This window comes from Pseudomonadota bacterium (genome assembly GCA_034189865.1).
In the GTDB taxonomy this organism is placed as follows: Bacteria; Pseudomonadota; Gammaproteobacteria; order UBA5335; family UBA5335; genus JAXHTV01.
Map to the genome: position 1 here is coordinate 75829 of JAXHTV010000004.1, position 18409 is coordinate 94237.

An 18409-nucleotide genomic window follows, 5' to 3' on the forward strand; every position below is an offset into this window, starting at 1 on the left:
TTGTCGCCCTCACTGCCAAGCGCTGCTGCTAGAGGCGATCAGGGTAAACCTGAACGTCTTGTCGTGCACGAAGATCTCGGACGTAGCCATCCAACTCAGCCACTGCAGCACTCCGCGCGAGTTGGGCACGGAGCGCCTCCCGGGCTTCGGCTCCGACTGAATCGGGATCACCCGCTTCAACCCCCCGGACGATCACGATTCCGATTCCTTGATCGTCCGGCAATTGAACACGCAAGCGGGCTGTCTGCCCCTGTTTTGGCGCGACAATCTCAAACGCCGCGCGTGCAATCGAAGGAGAAACCGCGTCGCTCGCGGCTCTCCCGATCCAACCCAAGGCCTCGACCTCGACACCGTCCTGACTCAGACTGTCCGGATCAGCTCCTTCTCTAAGAGCCTCCCGGAGACGATCGTAGGTCGCGTCCATCAATTCCTGGGCGCGCTGCTGTCGGACCGCCTGTTCTACTTGGTCAGCCACCCGCTCAAACGGAAGCGGCTTGGGAGATTCATGGACAGCCAAGCGAAATACCACCAAGCGGCCGTCATCCAGCGTCACCATAGGGCTATTGACCCCCAGCTCCAGGAGCTCCTGCGAAAACACCACCTCCCGCACAGCAGAATCGGCACCGATACCCGTACCGAAATCCCGCTTGATCCAGTCAGAACGCTGAATCGGTAACGCCAGTTCATCGGATACGGGTTGCAGAGAACCGGGGTTCTCAAAGCTGATCGCGTCCAAACGCTCAGCGTAGTCCTGTATCCGCTCCTGGGCTAACTCCTGGCGATACGCCCGCGCCAACTCATCGCGAACGTCCTCAAAGCTGGCGGTCTTCGGTGCATCGATCTGTTCAACAAACACAATATGGAAACCATATTCCGTCATCACAGGACCGCCGAGTTCACCTACATTCAGTTCGAATGCCACGGGATCCAGGGCGGCCGGCAAGACACCGGGGACAACCCATCCAAGATCGCCACCCTCGATATTCGAGTCGCTGTCCTCCAAGTAGCCCTCGACAATTTCGCTGAAAGAGCGCCCCTGGGCTAAGGCGTCGTCCACCTGAGAGAAAACCGCTTGGGCTTTTTCCTCACCGAGCGATTCCTGCAACAGGAGGTAGCGGATTCGTCGGCGCTCCGGCGCACCAAAGCGTTGCTGTTCGGTTTGATAACGCGACCGCAGCATCGCTTCATCGAGTTCGATTTCAGCAGCAATCTCCGCGGGATCAAGCTGAACATAGTCGATCTGGGCGCGCTCCTCGGTCACAAACTGATCACCATTCTCGTCGAAGTATGTTTGGACATCCTCACCGGAAATGGACGCCTGCGCCTCAAAATAGGAACCGATGATGCGAACAAGGACGACATCCCGGCGTTCTTGTTGCAATTCAAGGAAAGTCGTCAGCTCCGCGCCAGTCGCCATTGAGGTGGCCTCGATACCTCCATTGAATTGCTCCCGTCGAATGGCCTGACGCAGCTCCTGCTCAAAACCTATGGTCGTATAGCCTTGAGATGCCACCCATTGTTGGTAACGCTCGGAGGAAAATCGGCCATCCACTTGGAATATGGGAATCTCATAGATTTGCTGCGCCAACTGACTTGATGAAACCGCAAATCCCTCACGCGCGATGTGGCCGTTCAACAGCGCATCGGTCACCAGGGCCTCGAGCACCTGCTGTTTCAGTAGATCCTCGTTGATCAACTCCGGCCGAAAGGCATCACCGTACATATTTTGCAATTGCCGCAGTTGCCGCTGATAGGCCCGCGCGAACTCGCTTCGGGATATTTCCCAATCGTGGGATTCGGCCAAAACCGCTTCACCCGGCCCGGTGAAATAGCTGTTGATTCCCCACAGCGCGAAGCTCAGTGAGATAAGGACGACAATGGTTCCGGTAATGAGTCCGCTGGCTCGATCTCGAATGGCTTGAAGCATGACGCAATCTCAGGCTGATATCTCGATGAGTCGGGATGTGCTTCCGAGTTACCGAGAACCCTAACCCCCGTCCGGCGGGAGTCATCAGTCGACTGCGCGACAGCAAAGGATCTGGGTAACCAAGAACGTCAGATAGCAATCAGGAGAAGAAAAATCCCGCACAACAAAAAGGGCGCCTCATTTCGAAGGCGCCCCATGAATTCTGGCGGAGTGGACGGGACTCGAACCCGCGACCCCCGGCGTGACAGGCCGGTATTCTAACCAACTGAACTACCACTCCATTCTCACTGGTGGGTGCTGAGGGACTTGAACCCCCGACATTCGCCTTGTAAGGGCGACGCTCTCCCAACTGAGCTAAGCACCCGCAGAAAGCGCGTTAGTTTAAGGAATCTTTGAGCGCTTTACCAGCCTTAAATGCAGCGCTTTTGCTTGCCTTGATTTTGATCTGTGCGCCGGTTTGAGGATTACGGCCCGTGCGCTCGCCTCGCTCGCGCACCGAGAACGTGCCGAAGCCAACCAAAGAAACCTGATCTCCCTTCTTCAACGCCGCCGTAATGCCATCCACCACAGCATCCAGAGCACGGCTCGCTTCTGCTTTCGTTAAATTCGCTTGTTCAGCAATCTGCTCAATCAATTGTGACTTATTCATTGTCCGAGATACTCCTAACTTGTCCTTAAGCAGTTTACGACCCGCACGTTGCGACACGGGGATTAAAATCAGCAGCTGCCTATCGCTTCACCACGATATCAAGAGATAGTAGAAACAGTAACGAAGGCTATTGTCTTTCACCCCGCCAGAAGTCGTTTCCTACTTCACCCGCAGCCCTAAGACGGTCTGAACCATTGCAACAAACGCTAAGCCCACGGACCGGCTCGACGTGTTATACCAAGGGCCGAAAAATACTGTCAACAAAGCACATATCCTCAGTGGGCATGGACGCCGCCGCGGGGCTTGTTCTTTTTCGTCGCTTGCTTGGCCGGTGCGGCCTTACTCGAAGGCGGCTCGGATTTCGCAGTGGGCAATGGAATTTGCTGCAATGCCGTTTCCAAAACTCGGTCGATCCACTTAACCGGTATGATTTCCAAAGCGTCCGTGACGTTGCTTGGGATTTCGGTCAAATCTTTCCGGTTCCCCTCAGGAATCAGGACTTTCGTGATGCCACCCCGATGCGCCGCGACCAGTTTTTCCTTGAGACCACCAATCGGCAGGACCTCTCCCCGAAGCGTAATTTCACCGGTCATCGCCACCGTCGAACGAACAGGAACGCCCGTGAGCGCCGACACCAAAGCCGTACACATACCGATTCCAGCGCTCGGCCCATCCTTCGGAATAGCACCCTCCGGCATGTGAAGATGGATGTCGTATTTCTGGTTGAATTCTTCTTCAATTCCCAACGAAGCCGCACGCGAACGAACAACGGTCAGCGCAGCTTGAATCGACTCACGCATCACGTCACCCAACGAACCGGTGTGAATCAGTTTGCCCTTGCCAGGCACCACAGCCGCCTCGATGGTGAGGAGTTCCCCGCCGACCTCGGTCCACGCCAAGCCTGTACAATGCCCGACCTGGTCCTTTTCCTCGGCAAGGCCGTAACGATACTTTTCCACGCCCAAGTAATCGGAAAGGTTTTCAGATTCTATCAGAATCGGGAGTTTGACCTTCTGCCCCTTGGCTGTGGAAGCCAATTCCTTAATCACCTTTCGGCACACCGAGGCAATTTCCCGCTCCAAGTTCCGCACCCCGGCTTCCCGAGTGTAGAGCCGAATCATCGCTCGAACCGCCTCATCGGTAATGTTCAATTCATTCTCGCCGACACCGTTCTGCTTCATTTGCTTAGGAATCAAGTACCGGCGGGCGATGCTCAATTTTTCCTCTTCTATGTAGCCCGGAAGCCGGATAATTTCCATTCGATCCAACAAGGCAGGCGGGATATTAAGGGTATTGGCAGTTGCCACGAACATCACATCGGATAAGTCGAAGTCCACTTCGAGATAGTGATCGTTAAACGTGTGGTTCTGTTCGGGATCAAGAACTTCCAGTAAGGCGGAGGCCGGATCCCCGCGAAAATCCATGGCCATCTTGTCCACTTCGTCAAGCAGGAACAGAGGATTTTTGACGCCTACCCGACTGACATTCTGAATGATCTTGCCCGGCATGGACCCGATGTACGTCCGCCGATGCCCGCGAATTTCCGCTTCATCCCGAACCCCACCGAGCGCCATGCGGACGAATTTACGGTTGGTCGCCTTGGCAATACTCCGCCCCAAAGACGTCTTCCCGACACCTGGCGGCCCGACGAGACACAAAATAGGACCACGAAGTTTGCGGACGCGCTTCTGCACCGCGAGATATTCCAGAATGCGATCTTTCACTTTGTCCAAACCGTAGTGGTCCTGGTTCAAGACCGCCTCGGCGCGGGCAAGGTCGGATCGAACCCGTGTTTTTTTCTTCCACGGGGCATTGGCCAATGCTTCCACATAGTTGCGTACCACGCTCGCTTCCGCCGACATGGGCGACATCATGCGCAGTTTGTTGAGTTCCGCCTCCGCCTTCTGCTGAACTTCCGGCGGCATACCTGCTTGTTCCACTTTGCGCTGAAGTTCATCCAACTCGTTACTGGGAACATCCTCCAGCTCACCAATTTCTTTCTGGATCGCTTTCATCTGTTCATTGAGATAGTACTCACGCTGGCTCTTCTCCATTTGAGCCTTCACCCGACCCCGAATACGCTTTTCAATCTGTAACAGATCGATCTCAGTTTCGATCAGCGCCATGATGCGCTCCAATCGATCGCTGACGTTCTGCAGTTCCAGAACCTCTTGCTTTTGCTCGATCTTGAGAGACATGTGGGCAGCGATGGTATCGGCCAGACGACCAGGGTCGTCAATGCTCGAGAGCGTACTGAGAACCTCTGGTGGCACTTTCTTGTTGAGCTTCACGTATTGGTCGCAGAGGGAGAGAACCGAACGGACAAGAACCTCAATCTCACGGTCCTCGCCATAGCCGTAGCTCGATAAATGCCGGAAACGTCCCGACATATAGTTGCCGTCTTCCGACAGATCGACGACTTCAGCGCGGCGAAGCCCTTCTACCAGAACCTTGACGGTACCATCGGGCAATTTCAGCATCTGCAGTATCGTCGCTTCGGTTCCCACATCGTATAGATCGGTCAATACCGGCTCGTCGACTTCAGCACTCTTCTGAGCCACGAGAAGGACTTTCTTATCGGCATTCATCGCGGCATCCAAGGCCTGGATCGACCGCTCGCGCCCTACAAAGAGTGGAATGACCATGTGGGGATAGACGACGACATCCCGCAACGGCAACACGGGCGCAGTCATCTCGTCACCCGCTTCTAAATTCATCGACTTTTCACCGCTCGTCATCTCGTCTTCCTCTCAAAATGCGTTTGGCCGACGATTCCTCACACCGCGCCCACGTCAAATAACCGCAGGTCTGCGCACGAACTGACGATGGCCGTTCGTTGGTTGTGAGAAAGTCGGGGGAATCTCGCCATACCAGGCGATCGTCGGCTGAGGACCGGAGCGTCACTCATCAAAGGCAGGCAGTGATCTGGCCACCTCAAAAAACGGACTGGCAATTGCTGTCCCCGCGTCACCCAATAAAAACGATAGATCCAGGGAGAATGTGCGGGCACGTATGGGCAATTTCAATCCGATGCGGCCGCCTGAGACTCTTTTCCCTGATTCTGATACATCACGTAAGGTTCAGTCTCGCCCAATACGGCGCCCTCGTCTACCACAACTTTCGCGACGTTATCCAAGGACGGCAGGTCATACATGGTGTCGAGCAAGAGATTCTCCAAAATCGTCCGCAGACCCCGCGCGCCGGTTTTACGTTCCATTGCCTTGCGGGCACAGGCTCTCAAAGCCTCGTCCGTAAACTCCAGCTCGCAACCCTCCATATCGAACAGTTTACGATACTGTTTGGTGAGCGCATTTTTCGGTTCAGTCAGAATCTGTACGAGTGCGGCTTCATCCAGCTCTTCGAGCGTCGCGACAACCGGCAAACGGCCCACAAACTCCGGAATCAGCCCGTAGCGAATCAGGTCTTCGGGCTCGACCTGATGCAGTATCTCTCCCAGGTTCCTGTTAGCCTCCGGACCTTTGATATCTGCCGCGAAACCAATCCCGCCGGTACGGGTTCGGCCGCTGATGACTTTGTCGAGCCCAGCGAAGGCCCCACCACAAATGAACAGAATATTGCGCGTGTCGACCTGTAAGAACTCTTGTTGCGGATGTTTACGGCCACCTTGGGGCGGAACCGATGCGACCGTGCCTTCAATCAGCTTGAGCAGCGCTTGCTGCACACCCTCTCCTGAAACGTCACGGGTGATCGAAGGGTTGTCGGATTTTCGGGAAATCTTATCGATCTCATCGATGTAGACAATACCGGTCTGCGCTTTTTCGACCTCGTAATCACACTTTTGCAGCAGTTTTTGAATGATATTCTCGACGTCTTCGCCGACATAACCAGCTTCTGTCAACGTGGTCGCATCGGCAATGGTAAACGGAACATTGAGAATTCGCGCCAGCGTTTCGGCAAGCAAGGTCTTACCCGATCCGGTTGGCCCGATCAGCAGGATGTTACTCTTGGAAAGTTCGACGCTATCTTTGCCTGACGGTGCCTGGATACGCTTGTAATGATTGTAAACAGCGACCGAGAGGATTTTTTTTGCCGACTCCTGCCCAATCACATACTCGTCTAGAATGGACTTGATTTCTCTGGGCTTGGGCAAGCGGCTGCGTTCATCTTTCGCCTTGTCTTGGAGTTCTTCACGAATGATGTCGTTGCAAAGTTCTACGCACTCATCACAGACAAATACCGAAGGTCCGGCTATCAACTTCCGCACTTCGTGCTGACTCTTGCCACAGAAGGAGCAATACAGCAGTTTACCGTTATCGCCGCCCCGACTACGTGTCTCGTCAGTCATCATTTAACCCCGCGTAGCGTCTTTAATTCAGAAGGTATACCAGCGTCGCGCGCCTTTTCAACTCGGGTTCTGGCCGTCACGCTCCGGAAACCTTGGGATCCGAACACGCACCGTTTAATCGACACTATCCGCAGCAGCACGAGTCCGCTCTGTTAGAACGGCGTCCACCAGACCATAGTCCATGGCCTGCTCTGCGCTGAGAAAGCGATCACGGTCGGTATCCTGCTCGATGGTTTTGATATCCTGGCCAGTATGTTTGGCAAGAATTCCATTCAGTCGATCCCGAATCAACAAAATTTCCCGGGCGTGAATGTCGATATCGGTTGCTTGCCCTTGGAATCCGCCGAGCGGTTGATGAATCATCATGCGGGAGTGGGGCAGGCAAAACCGTTTACCTTTCGCACCGGCGGCAAGGAGCACGGCCCCCATACTGGCGGCTTGCCCAACACAAATGGTGCTTACATCCGGCTTGACAAACTGCATCGTGTCGTAGATCGCCAGCCCGGCGGTCACTGAACCACCCGGCGAGTTGATATAAATGTGGATATCTTTTTCCGGGTTCTCCGACTCCAAAAATAGTAGCTGAGCTACAGCCAAGTTGGCCATGTGATCTTCAACTTGCCCAACCAAGAAAACGACGCGTTCCTTCAGCAAACGGGAATAGATATCGAAGGCCCGTTCACCCCGCGCCGTCTGCTCAACAACCATGGGAACAAGATTGGCCTGGGTCACACCCGAGTTACCGTTTGAATACCCGCTCATGACTCCGCTTCCTCCTCGCCCTCGCCAGCCGACGAACCGCCACCAATAAGTTGTTCAAAGGTCATATCCACATCCATAACCTCGGCGCGGTCGAGCAGCCAGTCGACCACTTGTTCCTCCATGACCATACTCTGGACACTTCGCATGGCTTCAGGGCTGTTGCGGTAGGCTTGAGCCAGCATTTCCGCGTGTTCATGTCCGCCGACGATCGTGTCAATGGTTTCGTTGACGCGTTTTGGATCCACAGTGAACTCATTTTCCTTAACGAGTTCGGCCACCAACAAGCCCAAAGCGACCCGTTTGCGGGCCCGCTCTTCAAAAAGCTCCCGTGGCAAATCAGGCGGTGTATCGCCACTCATGCCGAGTTGGCCAGCCATCTCTTTCTGCAACTGGCCAATTTCAGAATCGACCAGGACATTGGGGAGTTCAATGGGGTTCTTCTCACAAAGCCGGTCCAATACCGCTTCTTTGACTCGATTTTTGATGTTCTGTTCCGCTTCGCGCTCGATGCTTTCTTTTAACTGCTCGCGCAATTTATCCACACCACCGTCTGAAACACCGAGTGTCTGCGCAAACGCGTCGTCCACCTCGGGAAGGCGGGAAGCCGAAACGGTTTTGACCTGAACTTCGAACACCGCTGCTTTTCCGGCCAAATCTTCTGCTTGATAGTTTTCCGGAAAAGTTAATTCGATCGAGGTCGCCTCGCCCGGCTGAACACCGACCAATCCGCTCTCGAAGGATTCGAGCAACTGGCCACGACCAATTTCTACGGAGAAATCTTCCGCCCGGCCACCTTCGAATTCTTCACCATCGATCGTGCCTACAAAATTGATCACCACGCGATCACCGCTCTGCGCGGCTCGCTCGACTTCTTCCCAGTCGGCGTGCTGATGCCGGAGCCGTTCCAGCATACTGTCAACATCGGCGTCGGTGATGGCGACTTTAGGCCGCTCGATCTGCTCGCCGTCGAAGTCATTCAAGGTGATTTCCGGCAGCACCTCCACCAACGCGGTGTAGGCCAAATCCTGGCCCGGTTCGAAGCTGTGGGTTTCGATACGGGGCGCACCGGCGGGCTGAATTTTCTGTTCGCTGATAGCGTCAGCGAAACTGCTTTGAACCAGCTCACCGACGACCTCGTCACGCACCTGTTGGCCGAAACGCTGCCGCACCACCTTCGCCGGCACCTTGCCGGGCCGAAATCCCTTGATCCGAACTTGAGGACCCATCGAGCGAAGGCGGTCTTCGATTCGTTTCTCGACCTCATCGGAAGGCACTTGGACGGATATCCGCCGTTCCAAGCCGGTGGTGGCTTCAACGGTGCTTTGCATATCGATTCCTCGAAAATCAGTACTTAGAATTCAAATATAGGGGTGGACGACCCCACCACTGCCAGTTGAATCATTCAAAATGGTGCGAAAGGAGAGACTCGAACTCTCACGGGCTTTGCCCACTGGAACCTAAATCCAGCGCGTCTACCAATTCCGCCACTTTCGCAACACAGACTCTCACACAAAAACAGCCGGGATGGCCGCAGTTAGGCTGACCGCGGACCACTCACTCCCTGTTCGCTGGCCAGCAGCGGTTTGCTTACCGTTTCTCGTGCCTGCGCAACAGGCTATTCATGATGCCGGCTGCTGCTTGTCGTCGTTTGGCAATTATATACGAACGGTGGGGTGAGGTTGGACCGGAAAAAGCCGCGAAATCGCATCCGACAAATGGTGGGCCGTCAGGGACTCGAACCCCGAACCTACTGATTAAGAGTCAGCTGCTCTACCATTGAGCTAACGGCCCAAATCGCGTCGTTTTTGTCGCGGGCCCCGACTCACTTGGAAAGCCGAAGCCCTTGCATAAAATGGGGTGGACGATGGGACTTGAACCCACGACCGCCGGAGTCACAATCCGGAGCTCTACCAGCTGAGCTACGCCCACCATTGGAAAATCTCAGTTGCCACCGTCACGTACTTTGAGGCGACCAAAGCTCGTATTTGGCGCGCCCGGCAGGAATCGAACCTGCAACCCTCGGCTTAGAAGGCCGATGCTCTATCCGATTGAGCTACGGGCGCCTGTTTCGATTATGACCCTAAGACTCGCCGGAAATTGGTCGGGGTAGAGGGATTTGAACCCCCGACTCCCTGCTCCCAAAGCAGGTGCGCTACCAGGCTGCGCTATACCCCGATACGTGCATTGGCCGCCTTGCCCCGCTCGTCGCGAATTAGGGTTACCTTGATGCCCTCACTGAGCTGGGCAATGATACCGGCCCACTCTTTTAGGGTCAACGAGGGCCAATCGGGCGGGCTCCAACCCGGCCGCCTTGTGACGCCCCCCGCCTCCGTGCGAAAATCCGCCGCGCGAGACAATCCGTTCCGAGGCGGGAGCGTCGATTGGTTTGGCGGCAACGCGTGACCGAAATGGCCAACCGGCCCCTGATCGCCGAGGTGATGTTTCGGAGACCACCACCGTCGGCAAGATTCCGCCCGCCAAATGAGCAACCTCGTCATACCACCAATGTCGTATTCGCCCGCAACCGTGCACTTAAAATCATGTCACTCGGCACTTGAGCCTTTAAAAGCAGGATCCAGATGACCGCAAAACTGATAGACGGAAAGGCCGTGGCTACCGATCTGCGCACCCAGATCGCCAGCTCGATCAAAGCATTGACCGAAGCAGGCGCCCGCCCGCCCGGCTTGGCCGTCATCTTAGTGGGCAACGATCCGGCGTCTGAGGTCTACGTACGAAACAAACGGCTGGCCTGTGAGCAAGCCGGATTTCTGTCCAAACCCTATCAGCTCGCCCAGAACACCTCTGCGGAATCGCTGCTGCAACTGATTGACGAGTTAAACGCCGATGAGACGATCGACGGCATTTTGGTCCAGTTCCCTCTCCCCGATCACATCCCGCAGAACTTGGTCACGGAACGAATATCCCCAAACAAAGACGTCGACGGGTTTCATCCGTATAACGTCGGACGGCTCGCCCAGCGTCAGCCCCTACTTCGACCGTGCACGCCACGAGGTGTCATGGCACTCCTGGACCAGACCGGGGAATCGGTGAGGGGTCGTCACGCCGTGGTGGTGGGCGCATCCAATATCGTCGGTCGCCCCATGGCGCTTGAGCTACTGCTGGCCGGCGCCACCACAACGGTCTGCCACCGCTTCACGAATGACTTGGCTCACCACGTCGGCCAAGGCGATATCGTCGTGGCAGCGGTGGGCAAACCCGGCTTGGTGAACGGCGAGTGGATTAAACCGGGTGCGATCGTGATCGATGTGGGCATCTCCCGGTCGGAAACCGGAAAGCTGGTGGGCGACGTTGGATTCGCAAGTGCTTATGAGCGCGCTGCATGGATTACACCGGTCCCAGGCGGCGTGGGGCCCATGACGGTCGCGATGCTTCTTCAAAACACGCTGGATGCCTATCGCCTAAGGCAAAACGCATAGCCAACCGGCTTTTCCCATCGCACAGTGCTTCAGAGAAACCAGCAAACGGTTACTGGCGACGCCACACGGTGCCCTCAGCGCCATCTTCCAAAACCACGCCGTTAGCAACCAATTCATCCCGAATTCGATCCGCTTCAGCCCAGTTTTTGTCCATGCGTGCCTGACTCCGGGCCAGAATGAGTTGGTCGATTTCGTCGCTGGTCAAACCGTCCGTGCCGTGGCCACTTTGGAGATACGCGTCCGGCTCGCTCCGGAGCAGCCCAAGCGGCTCCGCCAGCTGACGCAGACCCGCCGCCAAGGCGGCGGCGGCTTTCAGATCGAGCTCGCGCAAGCGATTGACTTCGTGAACCATATCAAACAAAACAGAAATGGCGCGGGGCGTATTGAAATCGTCATCCATGGCTTCTTTGAACAGCTCGGCGAAGCGACCGGTTTCGGGCTCCGACTCGGGCAGACCACGAAGCGCCACGTAGAAACGCTTCAGGCTTTGCTGTGCGGACTCCAAGTGCGACGCCGCGTAGTTGAGCGGACTGCGGTAGTGGCTACTCAGAATGAGAAACCTCAGCGCTTCGGCCGGATAGCGAGCCAAGACATCGCGGATGGTCACGAAGTTGCCCAGGGATTTCGCCATTTTTTCTTCGTTGACCTGGACGAAGCCCACATGAATCCAGGTGTTGACGAAGGTTTCACCGGTGGCCGCTTCGGATTGGGCGATTTCGTTCTCGTGATGGGGAAACTTCAGGTCCATGCCGCCGCCATGGATATCGAAATGGTTGCCCAGGCAATGGGTGGACATGGCAGAGCACTCGATATGCCAACCCGGCCGCCCATCGCCCCAAGGCGAAGACCAAGACGGCTCGCCCGGCTTAGCCAGTTTCCACAGCACGAAATCCAAAGGATCCGTTTTGGCCTGGTCCACATCCACTCGGGCGCCGGCCAGCATGTCTTCCAACCGGCGGCCGGACAACTCGCCGTATGATTCAAAACGACTCACATCATAGAAAACGTCGCCGTTGGACCCGACATAGGCGTAACCCTTGTTCACTAAGGTTTCGATCATGGCGATGATCTCGCCCATGTGCCGAGTAGCCCTCGGTTCCTCGTCCGGTGGCAGCACACCCAAAGCCGCCGCGTCTTCGTTCATCGCGGCGATGAACCGTCCCGTCAGGGCATCGCAACTTTCTTCCGCCTGCCGGGCCCGCTGGATGATTTTGTCATCCACATCGGTGACGTTGCGAACGTAGGTTAAAGGATAGCCGGACGCACGAAGCCAACGCGCGACCACATCGAAGGCCACCAAAACCCTCGCATGCCCCAAATGGCAATAGTCGTAGACTGTCATGCCGCACACATACATGCGAACCGATGCGGGGTCGATGGGCACAAACGGCGTTTTTTCACCGATCAAACTGTTGTAAATCTTCAGCATTTTCATCCTTCAGCGCCGCCCGTGAACGGTGGCGCGGAGCGTTACCCGCATGCGGCGTCAATGGGCCCTCACCGAGCGAAATCATGAACCCGAAGCGGCGATTTGCGCGCAGGCTTCCAATCGTCGGCGCACTTCTTCAGCCGGAATCAACGCCAGCAACGTCCGGAACTCCGGGCCGTCCTCCCGCATGGTCAAGGCCAACCGTAGCGGCATGAAAAGCGAGCGTCCCCGTTTGCCGGTGACGGCTTTGACATGGGTCGTCAAGGCACTCGCGTCGGACCCGTGAGTGTCCAGAGCCTCGACCGCTGCTCGGAAAAAGTCCGGGCCGGCTTCCTTTAATATCTCACCGGCCGCCGTCCAGTCAGAGAGTTGACCGTATATCAGGTCAGCCCATTGCCCGATATCGTCGGGAAAGGTGGCATTGGGGCGAACCACTTCAAAAAACGCCTGTCGGGCCGGGGGGGGCACCCGAGCCAGCGCGTCACCGGCCCACGCCACGAGGGTTGCATCGTCCACCGCCGCTACGGCCAACTTCTGCCAATGACGAAGATGGTTCTCGTCGAATCGCGACGGAGACCGACCGATTGCGCCCAAATCAAAGGCTTTTGCCAATAAATCCGGCTCGAGCAGCGCCTCGTCGTCGAGACGATGGCCCAGCCGCGAAAGGTAATTGTTGATCCCCACCGCCAAAAAGCCTTCCTCGCGTAACTCCACGACGCTGCGGCTTCCGTTTCGCTTGGACAATGGGGCTCCATCGGCGCCCACGATCAACGGCAAGTGGCCGTACCCCGGAATCGGCAACGCCAGGGCGTTTAAAATCAGTTGTTGGCGGGGGGTATTGGTCAAATGATCCTCCCCCCGCAGCACATGGGTAATCCCCATTAAGGCATCATCGAGCGCGTTGCAAAAGAAAAATGCAAAGGTCCCATCGGCGCGGCGAATAATGAAATCGCCAATATGATCGGTTTCGAAAACCTGCGTACCGCGGACGAGATCTTCGAACTGAATTTGCTCCCCCGCGGGCACCCGAAAACGAATGGTCGGCTGGCGGCCCGAACTCAAACGTGCCTGGCGCTCAGCCTCGGACAAGTGGGCACAGGTCCCTTCATACCGCGGCGGCCGACCGGTCGCCAACTGCCGCTTTCGGGATAAGGCCAACTCCTGGGGTGAGCAGTAACAGGGGTAGGTGTGCCCTGCTTGGTCGAGCCGCCGGTAATAGTCCTGGTACAGCGCCGTACGCTGGGACTGTCGGTAAGGGCCGTGCCCACCGTCAATGTCGGGGCCTTCATCCCACGCCAAGCCCATCCAACGCAGATCCTCTTCCAGGGCCTGGACGAAAACCTCTTGGCTACGCTCGGGATCAGTATCTTCCATCCTGAGCACAAAGCGTCCCCCCAAATGACGGGCGAACAGATAGTTAAACAAGGCCGTCCTGGCGTTGCCGACATGCATGCGGCCGGTGGGGCTGGGCGCAAAACGCGTTTTTACGGCTGCCTCTGACCCCGTCATGACTTACCCCTAAACTGAATACGCACAACAGTCATCGTTCTTCCAAGCCGTCGTTGGCCCACGAGTACACGAGGGTGATCCCTCCCGGACCGGCGGAGTTTACCCGATCGGCTCAAAGCGCACCAAGCTGCCGACTTGGCCAGGAGAAACCAACTCCGTATCATACGGCGCACTTGTCCGAACGGGGTATACAGGCCATGTTAATGAATTTTCCACTACTTCTGTTGATGATGACGGCACCGGCAGCGAACGCAGCCAACGGGGACGACGCTGCAACGGAGAACCATCAACGACACGTGCGTATCGTGACCAATCAAGGCAACGTCGAATTAAGCCTCGATGCCGGGAAAGCGCCCATCACAGTCGAGAACTTCATCGCCTACGCCGAAAGCGGTCACTACGACGGCACAGTGTTCCATCGCGTGATCGACGGGTTCATGATCCAGGGCGGTGGCTTCACGCCTGATATGAAAATGCGCGATACCCGCCCCCCGATCCGCAATGAAGCCGACAACGGCCTATCGAACGTGACCGGAACGATCGCAATGGCGCGCACATCCGTGCCCCATTCCGCCACATCCCAGTTCTTCATCAACGTGAAAGACAACCTGTTTCTGGATCACCGCTTCCCCCAAGGCCAAGGTTGGGGGTATTGCGTTTTCGGTGAGGTGACCTCGGGCATGGATGTGGTGATGAAAATCGCCAAACAACCGACCGGAACGCGCGGCGGCGCCGACGATGTTCCCCTGCAGGATGTCATTATCGAGCGCGTCGAAGTCCTCCGGTAGCGCAGCGGAAACTCGATGCCGACCCTGTTCGTTTCGGACCTCCATCTGAGCCCCGAGCGGCCCGATATCACCGCGCGTTTCAGAACATTACTGGAAGGCGAAGCACACAAGGCAGAGGCGCTCTACATTCTTGGCGATCTTTTCGAGTTCTGGGCGGGTGACGATGCCGCCTCGGCCGATGATCTGGAAACGCTGGACGCCCTCGGAGCCTTGCGTGCGTCCGGTATACCTGTCTACTTCATGGCCGGCAATCGAGACTTTTTGATCACACCAGCCGTCCTGCAGCGCTATGGCATAAAAACCCTACTGGATCCCACGGTCGTCGACTTGTACGGCACGCGCGTTGTGCTGTTACATGGAGACAGTTTGTGCACCGACGATGTCGCCTACCAACGATTTCGACGCGTCGTTCACCAGCGGTGGCTGCAGCGACTTTTCCTGAGGCTGCCCGCAAAAATGCGAAAGGATACGGTGGCCAAGATCCGCCGGCGTACTGCGCAGTCGGTGGCCCAAAAGCCCATGGCGATTATGGACGTGAACGACGACGCGGTCCGCGCATGTTTCCGCCGCTTTGGTGTCAACACCATGATTCACGGCCATACCCACCGGCCGGCGATCCACACCTTGGACATGGATCGCCAAGCGTGTCGGCGCATTGTGCTCGGTGATTGGTTTCAGCAGGCAAGCGTGCTGCGATACGATGAAACGGGCGGTCATTTGGAGACGCGATAAGCCATCGCAATCAACGTGGCCTAACCTGCCAAGCCCCGCGCCAGATCAGATCTCAAGTCGTCAACAGACTCCAAACCCACCGACAAACGCAGCAGCCCATCGGATATCCCCGCGCGCGCGCGCTCTTCTTCGCTCAAACGGCCATGGGTGGTGGTCGCCGGATGGGTAATGGTCGATTTGACATCACCGAGATTGGCGGTAATGGAAATCAGCCGGGTCTGATCGACCACCCGCCAAGCCGCATCACGCCCCCCTTTGACATCGAAGGACAAGATGCCGCCGAAGGCACTTTGTTGCTTCGCCGCCAAGGCGTGCTGGGCATGATCGGGCAAGCCGGGATAATAAACCCGCTCCACCGACGGCTGTTCTTTGAGCCATTGAGCCAGCGCGAAAGCGTTCTTGCTGTGTTCGCGCATGCGCAAAGACAACGTCTCCAGGCCTTTCAGGAAAACCCAGGCGTTGAAAGGACTCATGGTCGGGCCTGCCGTGCGCAAGAAGCCAAAGATCTCCTTGCCAACAGTGTCGGCGTCGCCCACCACAGCGCCACCCACACACCGCCCCTGCCCGTCCAGATACTTGGTGGCAGAGTGAATCACCAAATCCGCACCCAGCGCCAAGGGACGTTGCAGCGCCGGGGTACAGAAGCAGTTGTCCACCACCAGGCGACATCCATGGCCGTGGGCCAATTCGGCAAGCGCCTTGATGTCAGCCACCTCGGTCAGCGGATTGGTGGGCGTTTCAACAAATAACAATCGGGTCTCGGAACGGATCGCTTGCTCCCACTGCGCCGGATCGGTGACCGGGACGAACGTGACCTCCACCCCAAAGCGCGTCATATAGTTCGCGAACAAGCTGGTCGTGGTCCCGAACAGGCCGCGGGCGGCGACGATGTGATCGCCGGACTTCAGCAACGCCATGCACGTGGCCAACACAGCCGACATCCCCGAAGCGGTGGCGATACAGGATTCGCCCCCTTCCAACGCCGCCAAGCGATCCTGAAACATGCTGACGGTGGGGTTGGTGAACCGCGAATATACATTTCCCGGTATCTCTCCCGAGAAACGAGCGGCCGCTTCGCGCGCACTGGGGAACACGAAACTGGAGGTCGTAAAAATGGGTTCGGCGTGTTCGCATTGATCCGTGCGCTGTTGCCCCGCGCGCACCGCAATGGTTTCGAACCCCCAATTGTCTTCAGTCGATTCCGTCATCGACAACACCTTTTATATTGGCAGCAAGCCACTGTTTTCGAGCCCATCCACCCAAACGGCGGCATGAGAGTCTGCTGTCTCAAACCCCGTTATACATCTCGATCACCGGATCGGAATCCACGTTCGACATTTGCTTTGCGCTGTCGCTGCGGCGGTGGGCCAACTGATCCAGATACGCCGGCGTTACATCACCCGTAACATACTCCCCGGAGAAACACGAGCTGTCGAAGCGTTGAATGTGGGCCTCGCTCTTCTCCCAATTCACGGCTCTCTCCAGGTCTTCCAGGCTTTGGTAGATCAAACGGTCCGCGCCGATCTCCGCGCGGATCTCCTCCACCGTCCGGCCATGGCCGACCAGTTCTTCTGAAACGGGCATGTCGATCCCATAGACGTTTGGGTAACGCACCGGCGGCGCGGCCGAAGCAAAATAGACCTTACGCGCACCGGCCTCGCGCGCCATTTCGATGATCTGACGCGAGGTGGTGCCACGTACGATGGAGTCGTCGACCAGCAGCACATTCTTGCCGCGAAATTCCAGATCGATCGCGTTGAGCTTCTGTCGAACCGATTTTCGGCGCATGGTCTGTCCGGGCATGATGAACGTGCGTCCGATATAGCGATTCTTGATGAATCCTTCGCGGTATTTCACGTCCAGGTGATGGGCCAGCTGAACCGCCACCGTTCGGCTGGTGTCGGGAATCGGGATGACCACATCGATATCGTGCTCAGGCCATTCGCGGTTGATCTTCTTGGCCAAATAATCGCCCATGCGCAATCGTGCTTTGTAAACGGACACATCGTCGATAATCGAGTCAGGCCGGGCGAAGTAGACGAACTCGAAAATACACGGCGAGAGAACCGGGGTTTCCGCGCATTGACGCGTGTGAACCTGTCCGTTCAAATCGATCACCACCGCTTCACCCGGAGCAACGTCAGCAATCAATTTAAATCCCAGCGCGTCCAAGGCGACGCTTTCAGAGGCCACCATGTACTCGGAACCCTTGGGGGTCTTGCGCTCTCCGTACACCAACGGCCGAATGCCATAAGGGTCCCGAAAGCCAACAATACCGTAGCCGGTAATCATGGCCACAGCGGCATAGGCGCCCCGACAACGTTTGTGCACACCGGCGATGGCGGAGAATATGTCATCTTCGGTAATACGGATCTTTCCGCGTGCCTGAAGTTCATGCGCAAACACATTCAGCAGAACCTCCGAATCGGAATTGGTATTGATGTGCCGCATGTCTTGCATGAACAGTTCTTGTTTGAGCACCTCGGCATTGGTCAGATTGCCGTTGTGGGAGAGCGAGATACCGAACGGTGAGTTCACATACAACGGCTGGGCCTCGGCCGGCGTACTACAACCGGCGGTGGGATAGCGCGTATGACCGATCCCCATGTTACCCGGCAGGTGAAACATATGACGGGCCTGAAAAACGTCTCTCACCAGCCCGTTGTCTTTGCGAAGATAGAGCCGATCCCCATCACAGGTCATGATTCCGGCCGCGTCCTGGCCCCGATGCTGCAAAACCGTCAGCGCATCGTATAGATCTTGGTTCACCGGTCCATGGGCAAACGTCCCGACCACTCCGCACATTTCAAAAACCTCTATACGCAAGAAAAGGGATGGACCGACGACCCACCCATCTAAATAACCGACCC

The 18409-nt window shown here is 56.7% G+C and carries 13 protein-coding genes and 7 tRNA genes; 3 read left to right on the forward strand and 17 right to left on the reverse strand.

Annotation, left to right across the window (positions count from 1 at the left end):
• Window positions 1-28 precede the first annotated feature (28 nt).
• The 13 genes from SVU69_03245 to SVU69_03305 all read right to left on the reverse strand — a co-directional run bounded on the left by SVU69_03245 (window position 29) and on the right by SVU69_03305 (window position 9819).
• Complete coding sequence (locus SVU69_03245; protein ID MDY6942015.1) at window positions 29-1927, reverse strand: SurA N-terminal domain-containing protein; 1899 nt, start codon at window positions 1925-1927, stop codon at window positions 29-31.
• 203 nt (window positions 1928-2130) lie between these two features.
• A tRNA-Asp gene (locus SVU69_03250) sits at window positions 2131-2207 on the reverse strand.
• 8 nt (window positions 2208-2215) lie between these two features.
• Window positions 2216-2291 (reverse strand) — tRNA-Val (locus SVU69_03255).
• Window positions 2292-2303: 12 nt separating this feature from the next.
• Entirely contained in the window at window positions 2304-2609 is a 306-nt protein-coding gene (locus SVU69_03260) for an HU family DNA-binding protein (protein ID MDY6942016.1), read from the reverse strand.
• Between the two features lie 242 nt (window positions 2610-2851).
• Window positions 2852-5314 (reverse strand): endopeptidase La, encoded by a 2463-nt coding sequence (gene lon, locus SVU69_03265; protein ID MDY6942017.1) that lies wholly within the window; start codon window positions 5312-5314, stop codon window positions 2852-2854.
• Window positions 5315-5598: 284 nt separating this feature from the next.
• Window positions 5599-6882, reverse strand: coding sequence for an ATP-dependent Clp protease ATP-binding subunit ClpX (clpX, locus tag SVU69_03270; protein MDY6942018.1), 1284 nt, complete (start codon window positions 6880-6882; stop codon window positions 5599-5601).
• A 114-nt stretch (window positions 6883-6996) separates the two neighbouring features.
• On the reverse strand, window positions 6997-7644 hold the full coding sequence (gene clpP, locus SVU69_03275) for an ATP-dependent Clp endopeptidase proteolytic subunit ClpP (GenBank protein ID MDY6942019.1): 648 nt from the start codon (window positions 7642-7644) through the stop codon (window positions 6997-6999).
• On the reverse strand, window positions 7641-8972 hold the full coding sequence (gene tig, locus SVU69_03280; protein ID MDY6942020.1) for a trigger factor: 1332 nt from the start codon (window positions 8970-8972) through the stop codon (window positions 7641-7643). Before tig ends, clpP begins: the two co-directional genes overlap by 4 nt.
• 80 nt (window positions 8973-9052) lie before the next feature.
• Window positions 9053-9138 (reverse strand) — tRNA-Leu (locus tag SVU69_03285).
• Window positions 9139-9360: 222 nt separating this feature from the next.
• Window positions 9361-9435: transfer RNA gene (locus SVU69_03290), tRNA-Lys, on the reverse strand.
• 62 nt (window positions 9436-9497) lie between these two features.
• Window positions 9498-9573, reverse strand: a tRNA-His gene (locus tag SVU69_03295).
• 57 nt (window positions 9574-9630) lie between these two features.
• Window positions 9631-9707 (reverse strand) — tRNA-Arg (locus SVU69_03300).
• Between the two features lie 35 nt (window positions 9708-9742).
• Window positions 9743-9819, reverse strand: a tRNA-Pro gene (locus SVU69_03305).
• Between the two features lie 404 nt (window positions 9820-10223).
• On the opposite strand from SVU69_03305, the gene folD reads away from it, so the two are divergent.
• A complete protein-coding gene (gene folD / locus SVU69_03310) occupies window positions 10224-11081 on the forward strand; it encodes a bifunctional methylenetetrahydrofolate dehydrogenase/methenyltetrahydrofolate cyclohydrolase FolD (protein MDY6942021.1) in 858 nt (285 codons plus the stop codon).
• A 49-nt stretch (window positions 11082-11130) separates the two neighbouring features.
• Here the strand turns inward: folD and cysS are convergent, their stop codons facing one another.
• The gene (cysS, locus tag SVU69_03315) at window positions 11131-12510 is read right to left on the reverse strand and encodes a cysteine--tRNA ligase (GenBank protein MDY6942022.1); all 1380 of its coding nucleotides are present in this window, start codon (window positions 12508-12510) and stop codon (window positions 11131-11133) included.
• An 81-nt stretch (window positions 12511-12591) separates the two neighbouring features.
• Window positions 12592-14019, reverse strand: coding sequence for a glutamate--tRNA ligase (gene gltX, locus SVU69_03320; protein ID MDY6942023.1), 1428 nt, complete (start codon window positions 14017-14019; stop codon window positions 12592-12594).
• A 197-nt stretch (window positions 14020-14216) separates the two neighbouring features.
• Here gltX and SVU69_03325 point away from each other — a divergent pair, with 197 nt between their 5' ends.
• Both SVU69_03325 and SVU69_03330 read left to right on the forward strand, forming a co-directional pair.
• Window positions 14217-14807, forward strand: coding sequence for a peptidylprolyl isomerase (locus SVU69_03325; GenBank protein ID MDY6942024.1), 591 nt, complete (start codon window positions 14217-14219; stop codon window positions 14805-14807).
• Between the two features lie 15 nt (window positions 14808-14822).
• Window positions 14823-15539 carry a UDP-2,3-diacylglucosamine diphosphatase gene (locus SVU69_03330; protein ID MDY6942025.1) on the forward strand — a complete coding sequence of 239 codons (717 nt, stop codon included), beginning with the start codon at window positions 14823-14825 and terminating at the stop codon, window positions 15537-15539.
• A gap of 20 nt (window positions 15540-15559) precedes the next feature.
• Here SVU69_03330 and SVU69_03335 read toward each other — a convergent pair whose 3' ends face one another.
• Both SVU69_03335 and purF read right to left on the reverse strand, forming a co-directional pair.
• Window positions 15560-16747, reverse strand: a complete 1188-nt coding sequence (locus tag SVU69_03335; protein ID MDY6942026.1) for an O-succinylhomoserine sulfhydrylase — start codon at window positions 16745-16747, stop codon at window positions 15560-15562.
• A 79-nt stretch (window positions 16748-16826) separates the two neighbouring features.
• A complete protein-coding gene (purF, locus tag SVU69_03340) occupies window positions 16827-18344 on the reverse strand; it encodes an amidophosphoribosyltransferase (GenBank protein ID MDY6942027.1) in 1518 nt (505 codons plus the stop codon).
• Between the last annotated feature and the right edge of the window lie 65 nt (window positions 18345-18409).